Raw genomic sequence first — 22039 nt, 5'->3', positions numbered from 1 at the left:
ATGATTTTCAGGTGTCCGGGCATTGCAATGCGGGCGGCGTGTTTTGGGTAACCAAACCGGAGCTCAGATATGAGTGACGCGTCACAAACCCTGCGCGGTTCGTGCCTGTGTGGCGCGGTTACGATCGCTGTGCAGACGGAGCTGCCGCGTTTGCGAGCCTGTCATTGTGACATGTGCCGCCAGCATACCTCTGGCATGTTCATATCGGTTGATACCTTGCCTGGCACATTGACCGTCGAAGGCCCTGCGCAGAGCTATGCGTCGTCGGAATGGGCAGAGCGCGGCTTTTGCGGCACCTGCGGGTCAACCTTGTGGTACGGCACGCAGGCTGATGGCGTACGCCACCCGGCGGCGGGGCTGTTTGATGGCGCGGCGCTGGGTGAGATGACGCTGGAATTCTTCGCCGACGAGTGCCCGCAGGGCTACGCGCTGAAGGGGAACCACCGCAAGTTAAGCACCGAAGAGACCATCGCGATGTTCGAGGGCGACGCATGACGGACGCGGCGGCAAGAGACGCACTGATCGCGCCGCACAGACGGACAGGTCAGATGTCGGGCCGGTGCCTCTGTGGTGCGGTCAAGATCGAGATTGACGGCAACTACGTTGCGGCCGTTGGCGCCTGCCATTGCGTGATGTGCCAGCGGTGGAACGGGATGCTGTTCGGCTCCTTTGTTGCGGAGACAAAGGCGGTCGCGGTCACGGGGCCGGTCAGGAGTTATGCGTCCTCGTCCTTTTCGGAGCGGGGCTTTTGCGAGACCTGCGGAAGTTCGGTGTGGCTGAGGTCCACCGACCCGGATGAGCCGGAGATCGAGCTTTTTCCGGGGCTTTTCAAGGAGGCGGCGGACTTTGTGCTGCTGTCAGAAATCTACACAGACCTGGCGCCGAATTATGCGTGCCTAAGGGGCGAGCATCGCCGCAAGACACGGGCCGAGGTGCAGGCCAAATACCCATTCGTTGAAGGAGACAACTGATGACCATCTATGACGACAACTGGATGGCTCGCGAGGAAGCGAAGCGGGCGATGATGGCCGAGAAGGGGCTTTACGATCCGTCGGAGGAGCATTCCTCCTGTGGCGTGGGTCTGGTCGTCTCGGTCGATGGCAAGAAAAGCCGGGGCGTGGTCGAAAATGGGATCAAGGCGCTCAAAGCGATCTGGCACCGGGGCGCTGTGGATGCGGACGGCAAGACCGGCGACGGAGCGGGCATCCACGTACAAATTCCCGTGGAGTTTTTCTACGATCAGGTGAAGCGCACGGGGCACGACCCGCGCACGGACGAGATGATCGCGGTGGGCCAGGTGTTCCTGCCCCGCACAGATTTCGGCGCACAGGAGACGTGTCGCACAATTGTCGAGACCGAAGTGCTGCGGATGGGGTATTACATCTATGGCTGGCGACATGTGCCCGTAGACATTTCCTGTCTGGGCGAAAAAGCCAATGCGACCCGGCCGGAGATTGAGCAGATCCTGATTTCCAACGCCAAAGGCGTGGATGAAGATACCTTCGAGCGCGAGCTTTATGTGATCCGCCGCCGTATTGAAAAGGCGGCTTTGGCGGCTCAGGTGCCGACGCTCTATATCGCGTCGATGTCCTGCCGATCGATCATCTACAAGGGCATGATGCTGGCCGAACAGGTGGCGGAATTCTACCCCGATCTGATGGATGAACGCTTCGAGAGTGCCTTTGCGATCTATCACCAGCGCTATTCGACCAACACTTTCCCGCAGTGGTGGCTCGCGCAACCCTTCCGCATGCTGGCGCATAATGGCGAGATCAACACGCTCAAAGGCAACCTGAATTGGATGAAAAGCCACGAGATCCGCATGGCGTCGAGTGCGTTCGGTGATATGGCGGAAGACATCAAGCCCATCGTGGCCGCCGGGTCCAGTGACAGCGCGGCTCTGGACGCGGTCTTCGAAGTGCTTGTTCGCGCGGGGCGGAATGCCCCCATGGCCAAGACCATGTTGGTGCCCGAAAGCTGGTCGAAACAGGCAGTGGAACTGCCGCAGGCGTGGTGCGACATGTACTCCTACTGCAATTCGGTGATGGAGCCTTGGGATGGCCCGGCGGCGCTGGCGATGACCGATGGCCGGTGGGTCTGCGCGGGTCTCGACCGGAACGGGTTGCGTCCGATGCGTTATGTGGTGACCTCCGACGGCATGCTGATTGCCGGGTCCGAGGCTGGTATGGTCCCGCTTGATGAGGCGACCGTGGTAGAGAAAGGTGCGCTGGGCCCCGGGCAATTGCTTGCCGTGGACATGGCCGAGGGAAAGCTATTCCACGACAAGGAAATCAAGAACAAGCTCGCCGCCAGCCAACCGTTTGGCGAATGGGTCGGCAAGATCAACGATCTTGAAAAAGCGTTGGATCACGTCACGGAACGGCCCCTCTTCGCCGGCGCTGAACTGCGGAAACGGCAGGTGGCGGCAGGCTATACCGTAGAGGAGCTGGAGCAAATCCTGGCGCCTATGGCCGAGGATGCCAAGGAAACCTTGGCGTCGATGGGGGACGATACACCCTCGGCGGTGCTGTCGGGAAAATACCGCCCACTCAGCCATTTCTTCCGTCAGAATTTCAGCCAGGTGACAAACCCGCCCATCGACAGCTTGCGCGAATACCGGGTGATGAGCCTGAAAACACGGTTCGGCAATCTCAAGAACGTGCTGGATGAAGACAGCAGCCAGACCGAAATTTTCACCCTCGACAGCCCCTTTATGGGCAACGCGCAATTCGACGAGCTGATCCGGCATTTCAATGCCGATGTGGTCACCATCGACTGTACCTTTGCCTCCGGGGCGGGCAGCCTGAGCGCTGGCCTCGAACGCATCCGCGCCGAAGCCGAAGATGCCGTGCGCTCTGGCGCCGGGCACATTGTGCTGACCGATCAGACATCCGACACCGATAAGGTTGCGATGCCGATGATCTTGGCGACCTCTGCGGTGCACAGCCATCTGGTGCGCAAAGGGCTGCGGACTTTCACATCGATCAGCGTGCGGTCTGCGGAATGTGTTGATCCGCATTATTTTGCCGTGCTCATCGGCGCCGGGGCGACCATCGTGAACGCCTATCTGGCCGAAGATTCTCTGGCAGACCGGATTGAGCGTGGGCTGCTGGATATGACCCTGACACAAGCGATCGACCGTTACCGGATTGCGATTGATCAGGGCTTGTTGAAGATTATGGCCAAGATGGGGATTTCGGTGATTTCCTCCTATCGCGGCGGGCTGAACTTCGAAGCCGTGGGCCTTTCGCGCGCGATGGTGGCGGAGTATTTCCCTGGCATGACCAGCCGGATTTCCGGCATCGGGGTGAGTGGCATCCAGCGCAAAGCGGAAGAGGTTCATGCCAAAGCGTGGTCCGGGCCCGCTTCGGTTCTGCCCATCGGCGGGTTTTACAAAGCACGCCAATCCGGTGAGACCCACGCCTGGGAAGCGACCTCGATGCATATGATGCAGATGGCCTGCAACCGCGCGTCCTACGAGATGTGGAAGCAATATTCGGCCAAGATGCAGAGCAATCCGCCAATACATCTGCGCGACCTGCTGGATATCAAGCCGCTGGGCGCGCCGGTTCCAATCGAGGAAGTGGAAAGCATCACCTCAATCCGCAAGCGTTTTGTCACGCCGGGCATGTCGCTGGGCGCGCTTTCCCCAGAGGCGCACAAGACGCTGAACGTGGCGATGAACCGGATCGGTGCGAAATCCGACAGTGGCGAAGGGGGCGAAGACCCGGCCCATTTTGTCCCGGAGCCGAACGGCGATAACCCCTCGGCCAAGATCAAACAGGTCGCTTCGGGGCGTTTTGGCGTCACGGCGGAATATCTCAACCAATGCGAAGAGCTGGAGATCAAGGTCGCGCAAGGGGCCAAGCCCGGCGAAGGTGGCCAGCTGCCGGGTATGAAAGTGACCGACCTGATTGCACGGCTGCGGCACTCGACCAAAGGCGTAACCTTGATCTCACCGCCGCCGCACCATGATATCTATTCCATCGAAGATCTGGCGCAGCTGATCTATGACCTCAAGCAGGTGAACCCGCGCTGCAAGGTGACGGTCAAACTGGTGGCTTCCTCCGGCGTGGGTACAATTGCCGCCGGTGTGGCCAAGGCCAAGGCCGATATCATTCTGATTTCAGGGCATAATGGTGGCACCGGGGCCTCGCCTGCGACCTCGATTAAATACGCGGGTCTGCCGTGGGAGATGGGCCTGACCGAAGCCCACCAGGTTCTGAGCATGAACAATCTGCGCGAGCGCGTGACCCTGCGCACCGATGGCGGATTGCGCACCGGGCGCGACATCGTGATGGCCGCGATGCTGGGCGCCGAGGAATACGGCATCGGCACCGCGGCGCTGATCGCCATGGGCTGCATCATGGTGCGCCAGTGCCAGTCGAACACCTGCCCGGTGGGCGTTTGCACGCAAGACGAATCCCTGCGCGAGAAGTTCACCGGCAATGCCGATAAGGTGGTGAACCTGATCACCTTCTATGCCACCGAAGTGCGCGAAATCCTCGCGCGCATCGGTGCACGCAGCCTTGATGACGTGATCGGGCGGGCGGATTTGCTGGCGCAGGTGTCACGTGGGTCTGCGCATCTGGATGATCTCGATCTCAACCCGCTGCTGATCACCGTCGATGGCGCGGCGGATATCGTCTATGACCGAGCCAAGGAGCGTAACGCCGTGCCCGACACGTTAGACGCGGAGATCGTGCGCGACGCGGCGCGCTTCCTGCAGGACGGCGAGAAGATGCAGCTGAGCTATGCCGTGCAAAACACCCACCGCACCGTAGGCACGCGCACGTCGAGCCATATCGTCAAGAAGTTCGGGATGCGCAATACGTTGCAGCCTGATCATTTGACCGTGAAACTGAGCGGCTCTGCTGGCCAGTCCCTGGGGGCCTTTGCGGCGCCGGGGCTGAAGCTTGAGGTTTCGGGCGATGCCAACGACTATGTCGGCAAGGGGCTGTCGGGTGGCATGATTGTCGTGCGCCCGCCGATGGCGTCCCCCATTGAGGCGGCAAAGAACACCATCATCGGCAACACGGTGCTTTATGGCGCGACGGATGGATATCTCTTTGCTGCCGGGCGCGCGGGGGAGCGGTTTGCCGTGCGCAACTCCGGCGCAAAGGTCGTCATTGAAGGCTGCGGGTCAAACGGATGTGAATATATGACCGGCGGGGTTGCCGTGATCCTTGGCGATATCGGCGCCAATTTCGGGGCCGGTATGACCGGTGGCATGGCTTATCTTTATGACCCCGAAGGACGTGCGCCGGCGCTGATGAACATGGAGACGCTGGTCACCTGCCCGGTGACCGTGGACCATTGGATGGGCGAGCTGGAAGAACTGCTCGAAGCGCACCTCGGGGAGACCGGCAGCCGCCGCGCGGCCGATATTCTGCAGCACTGGGAGAGCGAAAAGCAGCACTTCCTGCAGATTTGCCCCAAGGAGATGCTGGTGCATCTGCCCGCCCCCTTGAGCCTGGAAGGGGCCGCGATGCCTGCCGAATGATCCTGTGGCCGGGTCGCTTCTGACCTGGCCCATACCATCTATTGCGGTTCACAAGTCTTGATTGCCGCCCTATAGCTGGCCCATGGCAACGCGCAGCAAAAAGAAGGCCAGGAGGTCTCGAAAATCTTCGCCAATGTGGCAGGCACCCCTGAAACGGGCGAGGCGATACCTGTTTCGTGGCCTTCTGGCTGTTGCATTGATTGTCTTTGCCCTAATTGGCCTGGGCAGCGTGTTGAACCCGCCCACAACGCCTTACATGCTTTCAGAATCCCGGCGGCTCGGTGGTGTCTCTCAGGAATGGGTGGCCCTGTCCGATGTGACGCCGACCATGGCGCGCGCTGTTGTGGCGGCAGAGGATGCGAATTTTTGCCAGCATTGGGGATTTGATCTGCCAGCGATCAAGAAGGCCATCGCGGATGGCGGCAATCGCGGCGCCTCTACGATCAGCCAGCAAACGGTGAAAAATGTCTACCTCTGGCACGGGCGAAATTACACCCGCAAGGCGTTTGAGGCGCTGCTCACCCCTGTGTTGGAAGCGGTCTGGTCCAAGGAACGGATTGTCGAGGTCTATCTGAATGTCGCCGAATTCGATGAGGGCGTGTTTGGCGTGAAGGCGGCCGCGCGGCATTATTTCGGCGTCGCGCCAGATCAGTTATCCGATGTTCAGGCGGCGCGACTTGCAGCGATCCTGCCGGATCCCAAGGGCCGCTCGGCCAGCCGCCCCTCAGATTTTGTACGTAAAAGGACACGTTCAATCCTGTCCGGAGCAGCGACAATCGGCAAAGATGGCCGATCCGCCTGTTTCGAGAGTTGAATCCGCAGGCCGTTGCGGGCATTGAATAACGATCACCATTTAACCGGAATTTCCCATGGCGCGCCTGTTTCATGTCCCTTTGTCCCCATTCTGTCGCAAGGTTCGCCTGAGCCTTGCTGAAAAGAAGGTGGAGGTTGAACTGGTTGAAGAACGGTATTGGGAAGAGGATGCGGATTTCCTGCGCCGCAATCCGGCAGCCAAAGTACCCGTTTTGCGGCTGGACGGCATCATGATGGCCGAGAGCAGCGCGATTTGTGAATACATCGAGGAAACGCGGCCCGAGCCCGCGTTGATGCCCAAGGACCCGGTGGCACGGCTGGAAGTGCGCCGTTTGGTGAACTGGTTCGATGACAAGTTTCACCACGAGGTGACCTCCAAACTGCTCTATGAACGGGTCAACAAGAAGGTCATGGGCAAGGGCTACCCCGACAGCGGCAACGTCAAAGCGGGCGCGAAGGCGATCAAGTATCACCTGGACTACATGACATGGCTGCTTGATCACCGGCGTTGGCTGGCTGGCGATGTGATGACGTTGGCGGATTTCGCTGCCGCATCGCACTTGAGCGCTCTGGATTACATCTCCGATGTGGATTGGAACCGCTCCGAGGTCGTCAAGGATTGGTACGCCAAAATCAAATCCCGCCCGGCGTTTCGGTCCATTTTGGCGGATCAGGTGCCAGGATTTCCGCCGCCGAAACACTACAATGACCTCGATTTTTGATCGAATGGTTCGCTGTACTGCGCCCGGAATGTTGTTGGGTGCGTTCGGTCAAAGGCAATGATGCACAATCTGAAAGAACGTCTGATTAAGGAAGCCGATACCATCGGTTTTGTGGCGTGCCGGATTTGTCGCCCCGACGCTGTGCCGGAAGTGCCCAAGCGATTGGCGGCATTCGTGGACGCCGGGTTCCACGGGCAGATGACCTGGATGGCTGATCGCATGACCTGGCGTGGCAATCCCGCGGCGCTCTGGCCGGAGGCGCGTTCCGTCATCATGCTGGCGGAGAGCTATACCCCAAAACAGGATCCGCTGGCCATTCTTGCGCATCCTGATCGCGGGGCGGTTTCGGTCTATGCACAGGGGCGAGACTATCATGATGTGGTCAAAAAGCGTTTGAAACGATTGGCCCGTTGGGTGATCGCCGAAGCGGGGGATGCCGCCGAGGTGAAGGTCTTTGTCGACACCGCGCCGGTGCCCGAGAAAGCCTTGGGTGCAGCATCCGGATTGGGGTGGCAAGGCAAGCATACCAACCTTGTAAGCCGGGATTGGGGCAATTGGGCCTTTCTCGGCGCGATATTCACGACGCTGGAGTTGCCAACCGATCCAGCCGAGATCGACCACTGCGGGTCATGCCGGGCGTGTCTGGATGTATGCCCCACAGATGCCTTTCCGGCCCCTTATCAACTGGATGCACGGAAGTGCATTTCTTACCTAACGATTGAGCACAAGGGCCCGGTGCCTGAAAACCTGCGTAAACCTATGGGAAATCGCATCTACGGGTGCGATGACTGCCTGGCCGTTTGCCCCTGGAACAAATTTGCAGTCGCGGCGCGGGATGTCCGGCTTCATGCGCGCGACGATCTCAAGACCCCTGCCTTGGCCGACCTTGCCCAGCTGGACGATGCAGCCTTTCGCGCGTTGTTTTCTGGCTCCCCGATCAAGCGAATCGGCCGGGATCGTTTTGTGCGCAACGTTCTGTATGCGATCGGGAATTCAGGTCTGCCCGAATTGCGGAGCGCCGCGGCGGACCTCATTGGGGATCCGGATGCCGCGGTTGCGGATGCCGCCACATGGGCGGTGGCGCAACTGGACACACAATGACCGAAAAAGGCTGGCAAATTCGGCAAACCCGTCTACACCCCGGAACGCGATAGGAGGACGCGTCATGGCAATATTGCTGGGGGTCGACACGGGTGGCACATATACGGATGCGGTGCTGGTCAGAGATGAGAAGACCGTCATCGCCTCGGCCAAGGCGCTGACCACGAAAGACGATCTTGCCATTGGCGTGGGCGCAGCCGTCAGTGCCGTCCTGAAGGCGTCGAAAATACCTGCTGCCGATGTGTCCATGGCGTCTTTGTCCACCACTCTGGCGACGAATGCACTTGTCGAGGGACAGGGCGGTCGCGTGGCATTGATCTACATCGGGTTTCGCGAGCGCGACCTGGCCGCACATGGGCTGAGCGATGCGCTGAACGGCGACCCCTGTCTTGTCTGTGCCGGAGGGCATGATCATGCGGGCGCTGAGGTCGTCGCGTTGGATGAGGCGGCAATCACCGCGTTTTTGCTTCATCACAAAAACGATGTCAGTGGGTTTGCTGTCGCTGCGCAATTTGCCACCCGGAACCCGGCACATGAATTGCGTGCGGCTGAACTGGTGGCGGAGATCACCGACAGGCCGGTTTCCGCATCGCATCAGCTGTCTGCCCGGTTGAATGGACCAAAACGCGCGATGACCGCTGTTTTGAATGCGCGGCTCATCGGCATGATTGACCGGCTGATTGGTCGTGCGGAGCAGGTCCTGAAAGACCTGGAAATCACAGCACCGATGATGGTCGTGCGCGGAGATGGCGCGTTGATCTCCGCGGATCAGGCGCGCGCGCGGCCCATTGAGACAATCCTGAGCGGTCCCGCGGCCTCGATCGTTGGCGCACGTTGGCTGACCGGGGCGGATCGCGCATTGGTCAGTGATATTGGCGGGACGACGACGGATATTGCGCTGCTCAAAGATGGAAAGCCTTCAATTGATCCAGCGGGCGCGCGTGTCGGTCCCTACCGCACGATGGTTGAGGCCGTCGCCATGCGCACCACCGGGCTGGGCGGCGATAGCGAAGTTCATGTCGTTGCCGACGGTCTCAGCGGTGGCCTGAACCTTGGTCCGCGCCGGGTTTTGCCGATCTCACTGCTTGCGACACAAGCCCCCGACATCGTGCATGCTACCCTCGACCAACAATTGCGCGCTTCCGTACCGGGAGAGCACGATGCGCGCTTTGTGCAGGTGGTTGCGGGTGGCAGTCACGAAGGTCTTGGTACGCGCGAAATGGTCCTGCTGCAACGGATCGGCACGGGCGTTCGCCCGCTGGCAGATGTGCAGCGAGCCAGAATAGAACAGGGTGCTTTGCAGCGTCTGATGGCGCATGGGTTGATCCAGATGTCGGGAGTCACCCCCTCCGACGCAAGTCATATTCTGGGAAAGACCGCTGTTTGGGACCAGGCTGCTGCTGAAAAAGCACTGGGTCTGCTTGCCCGGAAGCGGACGGGTTCGGGAAATGTGCTGGCCGTTGATGCAACATCAATGGCCGAGATGGTTGTCAATCAACTCACGCAGCAGACGGTATTGGCATTGCTGGAAGCTGCCTTCGCGGAGGAAGCTGAGCCATTTGCATCTGAACCGCAGGAGTTGGCGCGTCATGAATTGATGCAACGCGGATTGTCCGCGCGCGCCGATCTGGTTCGATTGAATACAGGTTTAAACGTGCCTGTGGTGGGTTTGGGTGCGTCGGCGGGGAGTTATTACCCCGCTGCCGGGGCAGTCCTTGGCACGGAAATGATTTTGCCGCGCCACGCTGATGTGGCTAATGCCATCGGCGCGGTGGTGGGCCGTGTGACAATGCGTCGGACCGGCACAATAACATCACCCAGCGAAGGAAAGTTCCGCGTGCATCTAGAGACCGGGCCACAGGATCTGACCACCCAGGATGCAGCGATGCAACTGCTGGAAAACACGTTAAGGAACGAGGCGCGTGATCATGCGCTTGCCGCAGGTGCCGCTGATATCCAGTTTAGCGTCACAAAAGATATACGCACCGCAGGCGTCGAGGCGCGCAATGTTTTTGTCGAAGCCGTTCTGACGGTTGAGGCCGCGGGTCGGCCGCGCGTGGCGTCTGGCTAGCACCGGTGCATCAAGGGCTCAGGAGGCCAGTTTTTGGTGATCCATTGCGTATTCTTTTTCGCCCGGAAGAATTTTGAAAGATGATGTGATTTGCCCCAATGACATCACTTCGTTTGCCAGCAATTGTGTTGCGGCATTTGTTTCTTCGAACATCGCTGCATTCTTTTGCGTGACATCGTCCAGATTGCTGATGGAGGTGGTGATTTCTTCCAGGCCGCTTGATTGTTCCTTTGCGGCGGATGCAATGTCGCCCACCATTTTCGCGACATCAGAGACAAAGCCATCGATTTCGGAGAGTGCTTCGCCAGTTTTGGAGACAAGCGCCACACCTTCCTCAACCTGGTTCGCTGATGTGGCGATCAGGCTTGCAATCTGCGTCGCCGCTTCGGACGAGCGTTGCGCCAGGGCACGCACTTCTGAGGCCACCACCGCAAACCCACGTCCGGCTTCGCCTGCCCGCGCGGCCTCGACGCCTGCGTTGAGCGCGAGGAGATTTGTCTGGAAAGCGATATCGTCAATGACGGTTGTGATGTTGGAGATTTCGGACGAGCTGTTCGAGATCGCATCCATTGCACTGCGCGCCTCGCTCATCACCCCTGAGCCTGCGGTAGCGCGGGATTTGGTTTTGTCGACCAATGTCCGAGTGTTCTCCGCAATTTCCGCCGTCGATTTCACAGATGCCGCCATTTCCGTGATGGCAGCCGATGACTCCTCCAATGCGGCAGCCTGATCCTCGGTGCGACGGCTCAGCTCTTTGGAAGCGTTTGTGATCTCCTGCGTGCCGGATCTGATCTCGTCGTTGCTGCGCAAAACGCTTTGAATCGTCTCCTTGAGACGCGATTGCGTGCGGTTGAAATCCTGGCGCAGTTCTTCGTAATCATCTGAGAATTCTTCGGTGATCCCCGCACTGAGATCCCCCTCTGAAAGTCGTGATAGCGCATTTTGCAATGCGGCAATCGCCGATTTGCGGTTTGAGATGTTCTGCGCGTATTTCACGATCTTGTAGGGCTTTCCGTCGGGCCCCAAGATCGGGTTATACGACGCCACCAGCCAGGCCTCAGAGCCATCTTTGCATTTGCGCTTGATTTCGCCGGCAATGATTTCGCCAGCTGCCAAACGATCCCAGAACGTCGCGTATTCATCGCCGTTAACCTGATCATCCGGCATAAAAATGTTGTGATGTTTGCCCTTGATTTCATCCAATGTGTAACCGACCGTATTCAGAAACAGTTCGTTCGCGGTCATGATTTCGCCACTTGGCGTGAATTCGATACAGGCCTGCACCCGGCTGATTGCATCCACCATTTCGTTCGACCGACGACGATCAGAAACGTCAAAGGCAAGTTCGACGATGCCGGTTTGTATCCCGTCGGCGTCAAGGATCGGCGCGTAGCCGCATTGCAGCCATTTTTGCTGGCCATCTTTGGTGTGACGTTCGAACCGGCCGGAGACGAATTTACCGCCAGAGACATCAGCCCAGAATTTCGCGCTCTCATCCGTTTTTGCATGGATAGGATTCAGCAAGATCTGATGCTTTTGCCCCACCAGTTCGGCCTCGGAATACCCCAGCGTGTCCAGAAACTGCTGGTTCGCTTCGACAATTGTGCCGTCAAGATCGTAGACGACCTTCCCTTGAACGCGGGTGAATGCCTCCATCTGGCTGACCATTCGTTCGGTTTCCGGTGACGAGGTCGCCCTGCTATCCGTTACCTCTCGTGCGATTTTAACGATTTTTACGAGATCACCCTGCGCATCCGTGATCGGCAGATAGGTGGCCGCAAGCCAGACTTCTTTGCCGCTTTTGGCAGCATGTCGCACCGTTTCGGCATGCACTTCTCCCTGTGCGAGGCTCGCCGCGATCGTCGTGTAATCCTGATGTGACGGGTCATCCTGGTCGAGAAACATCGCCTCACGCTGGCCGATGACCTCGTCTTTCGCATATCCCATGAGCTCACAGAACACCGTGTTGGCGTCGTTGATCACGCCGTCGGGGTCAAGCCACAGCATTGCGTGGCTTGTCTCCAGTGCACTCAAGAGCATCCTTGATTCGTTGGTTTCTTCTTGTTTGCGGGTTTTGAGTCCGAAGAATGATGCCATGGGAGCCTCCTGATTCACGTATCAGAAGGTGTAGGACAAGTAGGCTTAAGAACCTCTTTACAGGTACCGCTGCCCGCCCTTTTTTGACCGAGTAATCGCCCGGACTATTCGGCCGCCTGGGTGCCCTGTTCGCGTTTGGGCAGCACCCAATCGGCGCGCGGGAAGTGGCAGGTATAACCGTTCGGAATGCGCTCAAGGTAGTCCTGATGTTCCGGCTCTGCCTCCCAAAAGGCCCCTACCGGCTCAACCTCGGTGACAACCTTACCCGGCCAAAGCCCGGACGCCTCCACATCCGCGATCGTTTCCAGCGCCATCTGATGCTGCGCGTCATCGACATAATAGATGGCAGACCGGTAGCTGAGGCCGATGTCATTGCCCTGGCGGTTCGGTGTCGTCGGATCATGGATTTGAAAGAAGAGCGCCAGGAGCTCACGATAGCTGACAACCTCCGGGTCGAAGATGATTTCGATCCCCTCGGCATGGGTGCCGTGGTTGCGATAGGTCGCATTCGGCACATCGCCACCGGTGTAGCCGACCCGCGTCGAAATTACACCTGCGCGCTTGCGGATCAGATCCTGCATGCCCCAGAAACATCCTCCTGCCAGAACTGCACGTTGATGGCTCATGCCACGTCCTCCACTTGATCGATGTAATCGCCGTATCCTTCGGCCACCATGTCGTCACGGTGTACGAACCGCAAAGAGGCGGAGTTGATGCAGTAGCGCAGCCCCCCGCGGTCACGCGGGCCATCGGGAAATACGTGGCCCAAATGGCTGTCGCCATGGGTTGAGCGGACCTCGGTGCGGATCATGCCCATGGTCGCATCGCGCAATTCCGTGACATGGGCGGGCTCAATGGGTTTGGTGAAACTGGGCCAGCCGCAGCCGCTTTCGTATTTATCCGCAGAGGCGAAGAGAGGCTCGCCCGATACAATATCCACATAGATGCCCGGCTCCTTATTGTTCAGCAACGGGCCGGTGCCGGGGCGTTCTGTCCCGTTTTGCTGGGTGACGCGATATTCCTCCAGCGACAGCTTCGATATCGCCGCGTCGGTTTTCTCATATTTGGGCATGAGACACTCCTTTTGTCCTTTGCCTAGTAAATGGGTCAAAAGCGGCTGAATTAAAGGGGAAACTCATTCGTGCACACAGACGTGTCTTGGCCGACAGACGCCCTATATGTGTAATCGTAACGATGAGGAGCATTCGATGACACGTCTTTTTGCACTACTCATGGGCCTGATGTCCGCCACAACTGCGGTGGCTGGCATCTCGGCGCACAGCTTTGCATCGATTGACGGCGGCACACTGAACACGTCCGACTGGGCGGGCCAGCCTGTGCTGGTTGTCAATACCGCGTCGCAATGCGGCTTCACCGGCCAATACGAAGGGTTGCAGGCGCTCTATGATACCTACCGCGATCAGGGGTTGGTGGTGCTGGCGGTCCCATCTGATGATTTCAACCAGGAACTTGGCAGCGCCGCAGAAGTGAAAGAGTTCTGCGAGATGACCTTTGGCCTGGACTTGCCCATGACGGATATCACACGGGTCAAAGGGTCTGATGCCCACCCGTTTTACCGCGAGGTGGCCGATGAAACCGGATTTGCGCCGCGCTGGAATTTCAACAAGGTGCTGGTCGGACCGGATGGCGCGGTTGTCGCAACCTGGGGATCGGCCACAAAGCCGCAATCGCCAAAGATCACCAGCGCCATTGAAGGCCTGCTGAACTAGGTGCCTCTGGGCCATGTGCCCGGCTTTAGATCCCGCCGCGCCACACCAGTTTGCTGCTACCGCCCTCAAGACCGGGGCTGATCCCATAGGCAGCACGGTAGCTTTTGGAAAAATGCGAGAGCGATTTAAATCCGCAGGCGATACAGACGTCCGTGACGGAAAAATCGGTTTGCCTTAAAAGATCGCGCGCCTTTTCAAGCCGCAGGCGCAGGTAATGCCGTTTCGGTGATATGCCGACATATTTGGCAAAAAGGCGCTCCAATTGCCGCGTCGACAGACCGATCACCTGCGATATCTCATCCGGGGTCAGCGGGTCCTCGATGTTGTTGTCCATGATCTGCATGGCCATAGCGAGCTTGCCGTTGCGCACCTGCGTGCGCGCTTGCAGCGTCATGCGCTGCGCGTGATCCGGCAGCCGCGGATCGGTATAGACCATCTGATCGGCCACCCATTTCGCAAGATCAGCGCCATAATCCGCCCTGATCCGCTCCAGCATCATGTCCATGGATGCGGCCCCGCCCGCAGTTGTGAAGACACGCCCGTCGATGGTGAAAATCGCATCTTCCATGATGACGTCGGGCAGCACTTCGGTCAGGGCCGCGCGGTATTCCCAATGGGTTGTCACCCGTTTGCCGGACAGCAACCCAGCCAGCGCCAGAATATAGGTGCCTGAGGACAGCGCTCCGAAATCCATCCCGCGGCGCACCTCGCGGCGCAGCCAATTTAACAATGCCTTGCTGACCCCGTTGCTGACGTCTTCGCCCGCGCAAATCACGATGGTTTCATGGCGGTCGAGCTCATCCAGCGGCCCGTCGACATTCGTGGTCATGCCGTTATAGGCGGCGACGGGCTCTCCGGTTTCGCTCAGCAGCCGCCAGTGATAGTAGGTTTTGCATGAGGGATGCCGGTTGGCCAGGCTGAGGGCTTCCAGCGCGCAGGCGAACCCCAGTTGCGAATATCCCGGCACCAGCACAAATGCATATGGTTTTGGAGCGTCCTGAAGGGTCATGTTTCATGGGTCCGAGACTGGCCGCCGGGCGGGCTGAAAAATACACTACCCAAATTCTCTTGCACGTGAAGAGGAGAAATCAGCCCTTGGACTGCCGGGAGAGCTGGACGGCCAGAATGCCAAGCGTGATGATGGCAACACCCAAAGCATCCCGCGCCCCAAGGCTCTCGCCCAGAAGCAACGCGGCAATGGCCACCCCGAAGAAGGGGTTGAGAAAATGAAAGGTGGCGGCGCGGGTGGCGCCGATACGGTTGACCAGCCAGAACCAGACAAAGGTTGCCGCCAACCCCGGCACAAGGGTGGTGTAGGCGAAGGCCGCAGCCAGAGGCCAGCTTGGCGTAAATGCGGGGGTTTCAAAGAGTGCTGTGGCGATGGCCAGCGCGATGCAGCCCACCAGCATCTGCAATCCGACAATCATCAGATAGTTGCCGCCAGAGGTGGCGCCCCGGACCGACAGTGTCGCAATCGTCAGCGCAATGACACCAATACCGCAGAGCATCAAACCAAAGAGATCGACCCCCCCGGTGATCCGCGCGCCCATGATCAGCCCTACCCCAATCACACCGGCAACCAGGCCCACGATGCTGAGCGGCTTCAGGCCCTCTTGCAGAAAAACCCAGCCCGCGAGCGCGACAAGCAGCGGCATGGTGGAGGCGATAATGGCGGCGAAGGAGGCTTCGATGGTCTGCATCGCCACGAAGTTCAGACCCAGGTAGACCGCATTTTGCAGCACGCCGAAAATGATGGTGGCGCGCCATTGCGCGCGCGTCAGATGCCACGTCTGGCCCAGCATCCGCGCAATCGCCACACCCAGCAGCCCGGAAATCAGGTAGCGCAGGGTCAACGCCGCCAAGGGCGTGGCATCGGCCACGATGATCCGCGCCGAGGTAAAGGCAGAAGACCACATCAGGGCAAAGGCCAGCCCGGCAAGTATCGCGCGTATGTCCATGGGGTGCCTTTCGTGCCTGCCTGCGCGGCGGACCATTTCCCAAATCCCCGGCAAGGGCAAGGCGCGGATCCGGGTAAGCGGATGCGCCATGTCGCCCCATCAGCGCAAAGCAATGTCACGCGGTCGATGGACAATCCTGCAGAGCTGGCTAGACTTCCCGCATAGGTTTAATTTTGCGGAGAACTGCCATGTCCGAAAAGATGCTCGACGACACAAGTCAGGAGCCTGAAAAGCCCGGTGACGGGCGCATTGAGGCGCTGTTTTTCAAAAGCCGCAATGTGATCATCACCGGTGAGATCACCGACAAGCTGGCGCAGCGCACGGTAACCCATCTGCTGGCGCTGGCCGAGGAAAGCGACGATCCGATCAATGTCTATATCTCGTCGCCAGGCGGGCATGTGGAAAGCGGTGATATGGTGCATGACGTCATCAAATTCATCCGCCCCACCGTGCGGACCATCGGGTCGGGTTGGGTGGCCAGTGCCGGTGCGCTCATCTTTGTCGGTGCCGCGCAGGAGAACCGCTATTGCCTGCCCAACACACGGTTTCTGTTGCACCAACCGCGGGGCGGCATCGGTGGGCAGGCCACCGACATGATGATTCAGGCAGAGCAAATCCGCATCATGACGGAACGCTTTTATTCGCTTTTCGCAGCGGCCACCGGCCAGACACGCGAAAAGATCGAAGCCGATATCCGTCGCGATTTCTGGCTGACGACACAGGAAGCGCTGGATTATGGCCTGGTCGGGCGGGTGGTTTCGTCGATAAACGAGCTGTCCTGACAAAACGCTGCGGGTATCGGGCGGGGCATTTGCCCCGGTACCCGGTCCTTGGAAACCCCGGCTCAACGCACAAAAAAGGGTCGCCCGAAGGCGACCCTGACGTAGTCTCACATGACCGGCAATTAGCCGTTCACGCTGTCCTTGAGCGCTTTGGCGATGGTCATTTTGACCACCTTGTCCGCGTCTTTTTTGAATTGCTCGCCAGTGGCAGGGTTCCGCACCATGCGCTCCGGGCGTTCGCGGCAGTAGATTTTGCCAACGCCGGGCAGGGTGACAGCACCACCGCCGGAAACTTCACGTGTGATCAGGTTGCAGACCGCTTCCAGCGCCGCACCTGCAGACTTCTTGTCACCACCCATTTCATCGGCCAGTGCCGCGACGAGTTGTGTCTTTGTCATTGGTTTTGCCATGTTCTTATTCTCCTTCGCTGCCCGAACAGTAGGGCCTCATAACCGAAATCTACCCGGATGTTGTGTATGAACACAACGATTAGTAGAGCAATGCAAGGAAAAACATGCAAAATTAACCTATTTTATTGGGTTTTCCGGTCTCAAAGGAAGGCTGTCTCCTCAAAGGAGCGTAATTTCCGACTGTGGATGCGCTCCAGCGGCATGGTGCGCAGATGTTCCATCGCGTGAATTCCGATCATCAAATGCCGCGCGACCTGCGTTTTGTAGAAGTCAGAGGCCATGCCCGGGAGCTTCAATTCGCCGTGCAAAGGCTTGTCGGAGACACAGAGCAGCGTGCCATAGGGGACGCGGAACCGGTAGCCATTGGCGGCGATCGTAGCGCTTTCCATATCCAGTGCGACGGCGCGGGACTGGCTGAGCCGCTGCACCGGGCCGGACTGGTCGCGCAGCTCCCAGTTGCGGTCGTCGTGGGTGGCAACCGTGCCCGTGCGCATGATGCGTTTCAACTCGTAGCCTTCCAGGTTGGTCACCTGCGCCACGGCCTGCTCCAGCGCGATCTGAATTTCCGCCAGCGCCGGGATCGGCACCCAGACGGGCAGGTCATCGTCCAGCACGTGATCTTCACGCAGATAGGCATGGGCGAGCACAAAATCCCCCAGCGCCTGGGAATTCCGCAATCCCGCACAATGCCCGACCATCAGCCAAGCGTGCGGACGCAGCACGGCAATGTGGTCCGTCGCAGTTTTGGCGTTGGAGGGACCCACACCGATGTTCACCAGCGTAATACCAGACCCATCTTCGCGTTTCAGATGGTAGGTCGGCATCTGTGGCGTCTTGACCGGGGCGGCCAGCGGCGCGTCCCCGGCGGTGATCGTGGCGTTGTCGGTCGAGACAAAAGCGGTGTAGCCCGATTGCGGGTCATCCAGTTGCGCGCGGGCGTAGCTTTCAAACTCGGCCACATAGAACTGGTAGTTGGTAAAGAGCACATGATTCTGGAAATGCGCGGCGTCCGTCGCCGTGTAATGCGAAAGCCGGGCCAGAGAATAATCCACCCGTTGCGCGGTGAAGGGGGCGAGCGGCCCGATACCATCTGGCGACACATAGGTACCATTCACGATGTCATCGTTCGTGGTGGTCAGGTCCGGCACGTCAAAGACGTCGCGCAGCGTGAAATCCGCCGCGCCTTCTTGCGGGACGGTCATGCTGGCATCATGGGCCACGGCGAAATGGACCGGCATCGGGGTGGCAGAGGCGCCAATACTGACCGGCTGGCCGTGGTTTTCGATGAGCAGGCCAATCTGCTGGGTCAGGTAGCTGCGGAAAAGGTCGGGCCGGGTGATCGTGGCGCGGAAACTGCCCGGCGCGGAGACATGACCGAAGCTGAGGCGGGTGTCGACCTGCGCATAGCTGGAGGTCTTGAACAGCACTTCGGGATAAAACGCCCGGATCCGCGCGGCGGGTGCGCCGTCTGACATCGCCTTCATGAAATGGCTGCACAGAAACTCGGTGGCCTGGGTATAGAGCGCCTCCAATCGCGCGACGGCGGCTTTGGCATCGAGGAATTCTTCGGCCGCTGGGGCATCGGGGGTCAGGATATCGGTCATGAGAGGGGTTCCACCACGGGAATGAATTCAAAGCTGCGGACATCGACCAATCCGAGGTCGGAGATGCGCAGCTCGGGGATGACGACGAGCGCCAGCAGCGAGTGCTGCATAAAGGCATTGTTTAGGGTGCAGCCACAGGCGCGCATGGCCTGCATCATCTGGTCGGCTTTGGCTGCGACGTCCGCCGCCGGACGGTCGGACATGAGGCCCGCGATGGGCAGCTCTACCAGCGCCAGCTCGGCACCGTCTTTGAAGATCACGATACCGCCGCCGACCGTGCCCAGCCGGTTCGCGGCCATCGCCATATGATCGGCATCGGTCCCCACAACGATCATATGGTGGCTGTCATGAGCCACCGTGGAGGCCATGGCCATCGGCCCGTCATAGCCGAAGCCGGACACAAAGGCGTTGGTAACCTTTCCAGTGGCGCGATGGCGCTCGACCAGCGCGATCTGGCAGACCTCACCCGTGGCCTGCACGTGGCCTTCGGTGACCGGTAGTTCGAACTGCAGCGCTTTGGTAGGCGCTTGGTTCTCTACCACGCCGATGACATTGGCGCGTACGGCATTGGCCCCCGTGGGCGCCGCGATCGTGAAATCATCTGCGGCGAGGGTCTTGCCCAAGTGCACGGTCTGTCGCGCCGCGGAGGGCCAGTCGTAATGCGGGCACTCAACGAGGCAGGTGCCATTTTCCGCGACGATCTGGCCGCGGGCGATCACGGTCTCGATGGGTAGGGTTTTCAGGTCGGATGTCAGGATCACGTCGGCCCGCCTGCCGGGCGTCAGGGAGCCGATCTCGCGTTCCAGCCCGAAATGCGTGGCCGTATTGATCGTGGCCATCTGCAGTGCCACCAGCGGGTCGCAGCCGCAGTCGATGGCGTGGCGCACCACGCGGTTCATATGCCCGTCATTCACCAGCGTGCCGGAGTGGCTGTCATCTGTGCAGAGGATCATGTTGCGCGGATCGAGGCCCTTTTCGGTGATCGCGGTGATCTGGCTTTCCACGTCATACCAGGCTGAGCCCAGGCGGATCATCGACCGCATGCCCTGCCGCATCCGCGCAATCGCATCGGCCTCGCAAGTGCCTTCGTGATCATCCGCCGGGCCGCCCGCCACATAGCCCGCAAAGGCGGGCCCCAGATCGGGCGAGGCATAATGCCCACCCACGGTTTTGTCTGCGTTTTGCGTTGCTGCCATCTCGGCCAGCATTTTTGAATCGGCATTGGATACGCCGGGGAAATTCATCATCTCGCCCAATCCAATGATCCCCGGCCATTGCATCGCCTCGGCGACATCTTCAGCCGTGATTTCAAACCCTGTCGTCTCCATCCCCGGCGCCGAAGGCGCGCAGGAGGGCATCTGGGTGAAGATATTCACCGGCTGCATCAACGCCTCATCATGCATCATGCGCACGCCGTCGAGGCCCAGTACATTGGCAATCTCATGCGGGTCGGTGAACATGCTGGTCGTGCCATGCGGGATCACCGCACGGGCGAATTCCGCCGGGGTCAGCATGCCGGATTCAATATGCATATGCCCGTCGCACAGGCCGGGGATCATGTAGCGGCCATCGGCCTCGATCATCTGCGTTTCAGGACCCAGACAATGAGAGGCATCGGGCACCACGCAGGCAATGCGCCCGGCGACAATCGCGATATCATGATCGGGCAGGATTTCGCGGGTATGGACATTGACCCATTTGCCTGCGCGAATGACGGTATCGGCTGGGCTGCGTCCCGTGGCGACGGCGACCAGCTGAGCTGCGGATGAGGGCCATGAAGGGAAAGATGCATGCGTCATGTCCCTAGGTGCCACGGGTTTTGGGGATGTTCAAGCGGGGAGCGCAACGGATGGACTATGAAACGGTCTCGGCGGATGATTTCGGCAAAAGCCTGCGCGGCATCGGGCTGAACCTGTTGGTGCGGGATGTGCGGGCAACCTGCGCGTTTCTGGAGGCGGTCTTTGCAGTGGGCGTGCACCGGTTGAGCGATGATTTTGCGATCATCACCTATGGCGCAGAGGTGTTTCAACTGCACAGCGACGGCACCTATGCTGAAAACCCGCTCCTGGGTCTGTTGCCGGAAAACCCGCCGCGCGGGGCGGGGATCGAAATCCGCCTCTACGACAGCGACCCAGAAGTGGCCGTCGCCCGGGCCAAAGCGCAGGGTGCCATGATCCTGCAACCGCCCACCGACAAACCACATGGCCTGCGCGAGGCTTATATCCTGTGCAACGATGGCTACGCCTGGGTGCCGAGCCGTCCGCTTTGAACCTAAGGCGAGGTGCGGGCCGCTTTCTGTTGTGCGATTTCCGCTCTCAGCCAGCTGGTAAAGGCATCTGCCGCGCTCATCTCCTGCGCGCGGGGCGATAGGATCAGATAGTAGGCTTCCTGCATCTCCGCGCGATGCGCGAAAGGTGCGATCAGGTGTCCCGCTTTGATCGGCCCCTGCGCTATGGCGTCATGGCCCAGCGCCATGCCACCTCCCGTCATCGCAACAGACAGGGGAACCGAATAGGTGGTGGCATAGGTGACCGGCGGGTCGGGCCATCGCAATCCCTGTTCTTCGGCCCAAACCGCCCATGTCCCCATCATGTTGGAGCAATCATAGAGCGGCTGTGCAGCCAGCGTGTCCAGCGTGACAGGATAGCCGGGCGCGCAGACGGGATAGTAGTGATCCGTGAGCAGCAACTCGGCGTGCACGCGGTCGGAGGGGCGCAGGGAAAACCGGATCTCGACATCCGCGCCCTCGGCCATCTCGCGCGGCTCCCAAAGCTCGGTTTCGATGTTGATCTGAACCTCAGGATGCTTGCGGCGAAAATCGATCAGCCGTGGTGCCAGCCAATGAATGGCAAAGCTGAGGTTGGATTGCACCTGCAGCACGTCGCCTTCCTTCCGCGTCAGCGCGCGGGTGCCATGGGCCAGCGTGCGAAAGGCGTCGCGCACCACGGGCAGGTAACTGATGCCGGTCTGGGTCAGTTCCAGCGCCCGGGTTCGGCGGTGAAACAGGGGACGCCCCAGAAAGGCCTCAAGCGATTTGATCTGCTGGCTCACGGCACTTTGCGTCATGTTCAGATCCCGTGCGGCGCCGGTAAAGCTGAGGTTCCGGGCGGAAGCCTCAAAAGCGCGCAGCCAGTTCAGGGGCGGCAAGTCAGCCATTATAACTCGTGCATTAGTTTAACTTATGGACAGATTGCGTTTTTTTCGTTGGTCAAGCAAGGCGTGGCGGTGTTGTCATATGGTCGAGCCTG

At 59.7% G+C, this 22039-nt stretch carries 19 protein-coding genes; 10 read left to right on the top strand and 9 right to left on the bottom strand.

Annotation, left to right across the window (positions count from 1 at the left end; genetic code table 11):
• Window positions 1–69 precede the first annotated feature (69 nt).
• The 7 genes from Q1A20_RS13555 to Q1A20_RS13525 all read left to right on the top strand — a co-directional run bounded on the left by Q1A20_RS13555 (window position 70) and on the right by Q1A20_RS13525 (window position 10210).
• A complete protein-coding gene (locus Q1A20_RS13555; protein ID WP_299401898.1) occupies window positions 70–495 on the top strand; it encodes a GFA family protein in 426 nt (141 codons plus the stop codon).
• A complete protein-coding gene (locus Q1A20_RS13550; protein ID WP_299401897.1) occupies window positions 492–971 on the top strand; it encodes a GFA family protein in 480 nt (159 codons plus the stop codon). The genes Q1A20_RS13555 and Q1A20_RS13550 overlap by 4 nt, the downstream gene beginning before the upstream one ends.
• On the top strand, window positions 971–5503 hold the full coding sequence (gene gltB, locus Q1A20_RS13545) for a glutamate synthase large subunit (protein ID WP_299917115.1): 4533 nt from the start codon (window positions 971–973) through the stop codon (window positions 5501–5503). Before Q1A20_RS13550 ends, gltB begins: the two co-directional genes overlap by 1 nt.
• Window positions 5504–5636: 133 nt before the next feature.
• Window positions 5637–6317 (top strand): monofunctional biosynthetic peptidoglycan transglycosylase, encoded by a 681-nt coding sequence (gene mtgA / locus Q1A20_RS13540; protein ID WP_299917113.1) that lies wholly within the window; start codon window positions 5637–5639, stop codon window positions 6315–6317.
• 55 nt (window positions 6318–6372) lie between these two features.
• The gene (locus Q1A20_RS13535) at window positions 6373–7038 is read left to right on the top strand and encodes a glutathione S-transferase family protein (RefSeq protein WP_298969209.1); all 666 of its coding nucleotides are present in this window, start codon (window positions 6373–6375) and stop codon (window positions 7036–7038) included.
• 60 nt (window positions 7039–7098) lie between these two features.
• Complete coding sequence (gene queG, locus Q1A20_RS13530; protein ID WP_299917367.1) at window positions 7099–8139, top strand: tRNA epoxyqueuosine(34) reductase QueG; 1041 nt, start codon at window positions 7099–7101, stop codon at window positions 8137–8139.
• A 64-nt stretch (window positions 8140–8203) separates the two neighbouring features.
• Window positions 8204–10210, top strand: a complete 2007-nt coding sequence (locus Q1A20_RS13525) for a hydantoinase/oxoprolinase family protein (protein ID WP_299401893.1) — start codon at window positions 8204–8206, stop codon at window positions 10208–10210.
• 18 nt (window positions 10211–10228) lie between these two features.
• Here the strand turns inward: Q1A20_RS13525 and Q1A20_RS13520 are convergent, their stop codons facing one another.
• The 3 genes from Q1A20_RS13520 to msrB form a co-directional block, all read right to left on the bottom strand.
• The gene (locus Q1A20_RS13520; RefSeq protein ID WP_299917365.1) at window positions 10229–12250 is read right to left on the bottom strand and encodes a methyl-accepting chemotaxis protein; all 2022 of its coding nucleotides are present in this window, start codon (window positions 12248–12250) and stop codon (window positions 10229–10231) included.
• Between the two features lie 161 nt (window positions 12251–12411).
• Window positions 12412–12933: a peptide-methionine (S)-S-oxide reductase MsrA gene (msrA, locus tag Q1A20_RS13515; protein WP_299917111.1), complete on the bottom strand. Its 522-nt coding sequence runs from the start codon at window positions 12931–12933 to the stop codon at window positions 12412–12414.
• Window positions 12930–13379, bottom strand: a complete 450-nt coding sequence (gene msrB, locus Q1A20_RS13510; protein WP_299917109.1) for a peptide-methionine (R)-S-oxide reductase MsrB — start codon at window positions 13377–13379, stop codon at window positions 12930–12932. Before msrB ends, msrA begins: the two co-directional genes overlap by 4 nt.
• A gap of 160 nt (window positions 13380–13539) precedes the next feature.
• Between msrB and Q1A20_RS13505 the strand changes: the two genes are divergently transcribed.
• Entirely contained in the window at window positions 13540–14037 is a 498-nt protein-coding gene (locus Q1A20_RS13505) for a glutathione peroxidase (RefSeq protein WP_299403184.1), read from the top strand.
• Window positions 14038–14062: 25 nt separating this feature from the next.
• Here the strand turns inward: Q1A20_RS13505 and Q1A20_RS13500 are convergent, their stop codons facing one another.
• Together Q1A20_RS13500 and Q1A20_RS13495 are read right to left on the bottom strand one after the other, a co-directional pair.
• Window positions 14063–15046, bottom strand: a complete 984-nt coding sequence (locus Q1A20_RS13500; RefSeq protein ID WP_299401892.1) for a GlxA family transcriptional regulator — start codon at window positions 15044–15046, stop codon at window positions 14063–14065.
• A 79-nt stretch (window positions 15047–15125) separates the two neighbouring features.
• Window positions 15126–15995, bottom strand: coding sequence for a DMT family transporter (locus Q1A20_RS13495; protein WP_299917363.1), 870 nt, complete (start codon window positions 15993–15995; stop codon window positions 15126–15128).
• Between the two features lie 188 nt (window positions 15996–16183).
• Here Q1A20_RS13495 and Q1A20_RS13490 point away from each other — a divergent pair, with 188 nt between their 5' ends.
• Window positions 16184–16777 (top strand): ATP-dependent Clp protease proteolytic subunit, encoded by a 594-nt coding sequence (locus Q1A20_RS13490; protein WP_299401891.1) that lies wholly within the window; start codon window positions 16184–16186, stop codon window positions 16775–16777.
• A 122-nt stretch (window positions 16778–16899) separates the two neighbouring features.
• Here Q1A20_RS13490 and Q1A20_RS13485 read toward each other — a convergent pair whose 3' ends face one another.
• The 3 genes from Q1A20_RS13485 to ade form a co-directional block, all read right to left on the bottom strand.
• The gene (locus Q1A20_RS13485; RefSeq protein WP_298969197.1) at window positions 16900–17187 is read right to left on the bottom strand and encodes an HU family DNA-binding protein; all 288 of its coding nucleotides are present in this window, start codon (window positions 17185–17187) and stop codon (window positions 16900–16902) included.
• Window positions 17188–17327: 140 nt separating this feature from the next.
• Entirely contained in the window at window positions 17328–18791 is a 1464-nt protein-coding gene (locus tag Q1A20_RS13480; RefSeq protein WP_299401890.1) for an AMP nucleosidase, read from the bottom strand.
• Entirely contained in the window at window positions 18788–20590 is a 1803-nt protein-coding gene (gene ade, locus Q1A20_RS13475; RefSeq protein WP_299917108.1) for an adenine deaminase, read from the bottom strand. The genes Q1A20_RS13480 and ade overlap by 4 nt, the downstream gene beginning before the upstream one ends.
• A gap of 50 nt (window positions 20591–20640) precedes the next feature.
• On the opposite strand from ade, the gene Q1A20_RS13470 reads away from it, so the two are divergent.
• Entirely contained in the window at window positions 20641–21060 is a 420-nt protein-coding gene (locus Q1A20_RS13470) for a glyoxalase (RefSeq protein ID WP_299401888.1), read from the top strand.
• A 2-nt stretch (window positions 21061–21062) separates the two neighbouring features.
• On the opposite strand, the gene Q1A20_RS13465 is transcribed toward Q1A20_RS13470, so the two are convergent.
• The gene (locus Q1A20_RS13465) at window positions 21063–21947 is read right to left on the bottom strand and encodes a LysR family transcriptional regulator (RefSeq protein ID WP_367180901.1); all 885 of its coding nucleotides are present in this window, start codon (window positions 21945–21947) and stop codon (window positions 21063–21065) included.
• Between the last annotated feature and the right edge of the window lie 92 nt (window positions 21948–22039).

It is taken from the genome of uncultured Roseobacter sp. (genome assembly GCF_947501835.1).
In the GTDB taxonomy this organism is placed as follows: Bacteria; Pseudomonadota; Alphaproteobacteria; order Rhodobacterales; family Rhodobacteraceae; genus Roseobacter.
This window is presented reverse-complemented; position numbering and strand designations above follow the sequence as displayed.

What these genes read in the sequence shown, in the direction of transcription:
- Q1A20_RS13495 (WP_299917363.1), bottom strand. Translation starts at nt 15,995, where the DNA reads ATGGACATACGCGCGATACTTGCCGGGCTGGCCTTTGCCCTGATGTGG.
- queG (WP_299917367.1), top strand. Translation starts at nt 7,099, where the DNA reads ATGCACAATCTGAAAGAACGTCTGATTAAGGAAGCCGATACCATCGGT.
- Q1A20_RS13505 (WP_299403184.1), top strand. Translation starts at nt 13,540, where the DNA reads ATGGGCCTGATGTCCGCCACAACTGCGGTGGCTGGCATCTCGGCGCAC.
- msrB (WP_299917109.1), bottom strand. Translation starts at nt 13,379, where the DNA reads ATGCCCAAATATGAGAAAACCGACGCGGCGATATCGAAGCTGTCGCTG.
- msrA (WP_299917111.1), bottom strand. Translation starts at nt 12,933, where the DNA reads ATGAGCCATCAACGTGCAGTTCTGGCAGGAGGATGTTTCTGGGGCATG.
- gltB (WP_299917115.1), top strand. Translation starts at nt 971, where the DNA reads ATGACCATCTATGACGACAACTGGATGGCTCGCGAGGAAGCGAAGCGG.
- mtgA (WP_299917113.1), top strand. Translation starts at nt 5,637, where the DNA reads ATGTGGCAGGCACCCCTGAAACGGGCGAGGCGATACCTGTTTCGTGGC.
- Q1A20_RS13465 (WP_367180901.1), bottom strand. Translation starts at nt 21,947, where the DNA reads ATGGCTGACTTGCCGCCCCTGAACTGGCTGCGCGCTTTTGAGGCTTCC.
- Q1A20_RS13500 (WP_299401892.1), bottom strand. Translation starts at nt 15,046, where the DNA reads ATGACCCTTCAGGACGCTCCAAAACCATATGCATTTGTGCTGGTGCCG.
- Q1A20_RS13555 (WP_299401898.1), top strand. Translation starts at nt 70, where the DNA reads ATGAGTGACGCGTCACAAACCCTGCGCGGTTCGTGCCTGTGTGGCGCG.
- Q1A20_RS13485 (WP_298969197.1), bottom strand. Translation starts at nt 17,187, where the DNA reads ATGGCAAAACCAATGACAAAGACACAACTCGTCGCGGCACTGGCCGAT.
- Q1A20_RS13520 (WP_299917365.1), bottom strand. Translation starts at nt 12,250, where the DNA reads ATGCTCTTGAGTGCACTGGAGACAAGCCACGCAATGCTGTGGCTTGAC.
- Q1A20_RS13470 (WP_299401888.1), top strand. Translation starts at nt 20,641, where the DNA reads ATGGACTATGAAACGGTCTCGGCGGATGATTTCGGCAAAAGCCTGCGC.
- Q1A20_RS13550 (WP_299401897.1), top strand. Translation starts at nt 492, where the DNA reads ATGACGGACGCGGCGGCAAGAGACGCACTGATCGCGCCGCACAGACGG.
- Q1A20_RS13480 (WP_299401890.1), bottom strand. Translation starts at nt 18,791, where the DNA reads ATGACCGATATCCTGACCCCCGATGCCCCAGCGGCCGAAGAATTCCTC.
- ade (WP_299917108.1), bottom strand. Translation starts at nt 20,590, where the DNA reads ATGACGCATGCATCTTTCCCTTCATGGCCCTCATCCGCAGCTCAGCTG.
- Q1A20_RS13490 (WP_299401891.1), top strand. Translation starts at nt 16,184, where the DNA reads ATGTCCGAAAAGATGCTCGACGACACAAGTCAGGAGCCTGAAAAGCCC.
- Q1A20_RS13525 (WP_299401893.1), top strand. Translation starts at nt 8,204, where the DNA reads ATGGCAATATTGCTGGGGGTCGACACGGGTGGCACATATACGGATGCG.
- Q1A20_RS13535 (WP_298969209.1), top strand. Translation starts at nt 6,373, where the DNA reads ATGGCGCGCCTGTTTCATGTCCCTTTGTCCCCATTCTGTCGCAAGGTT.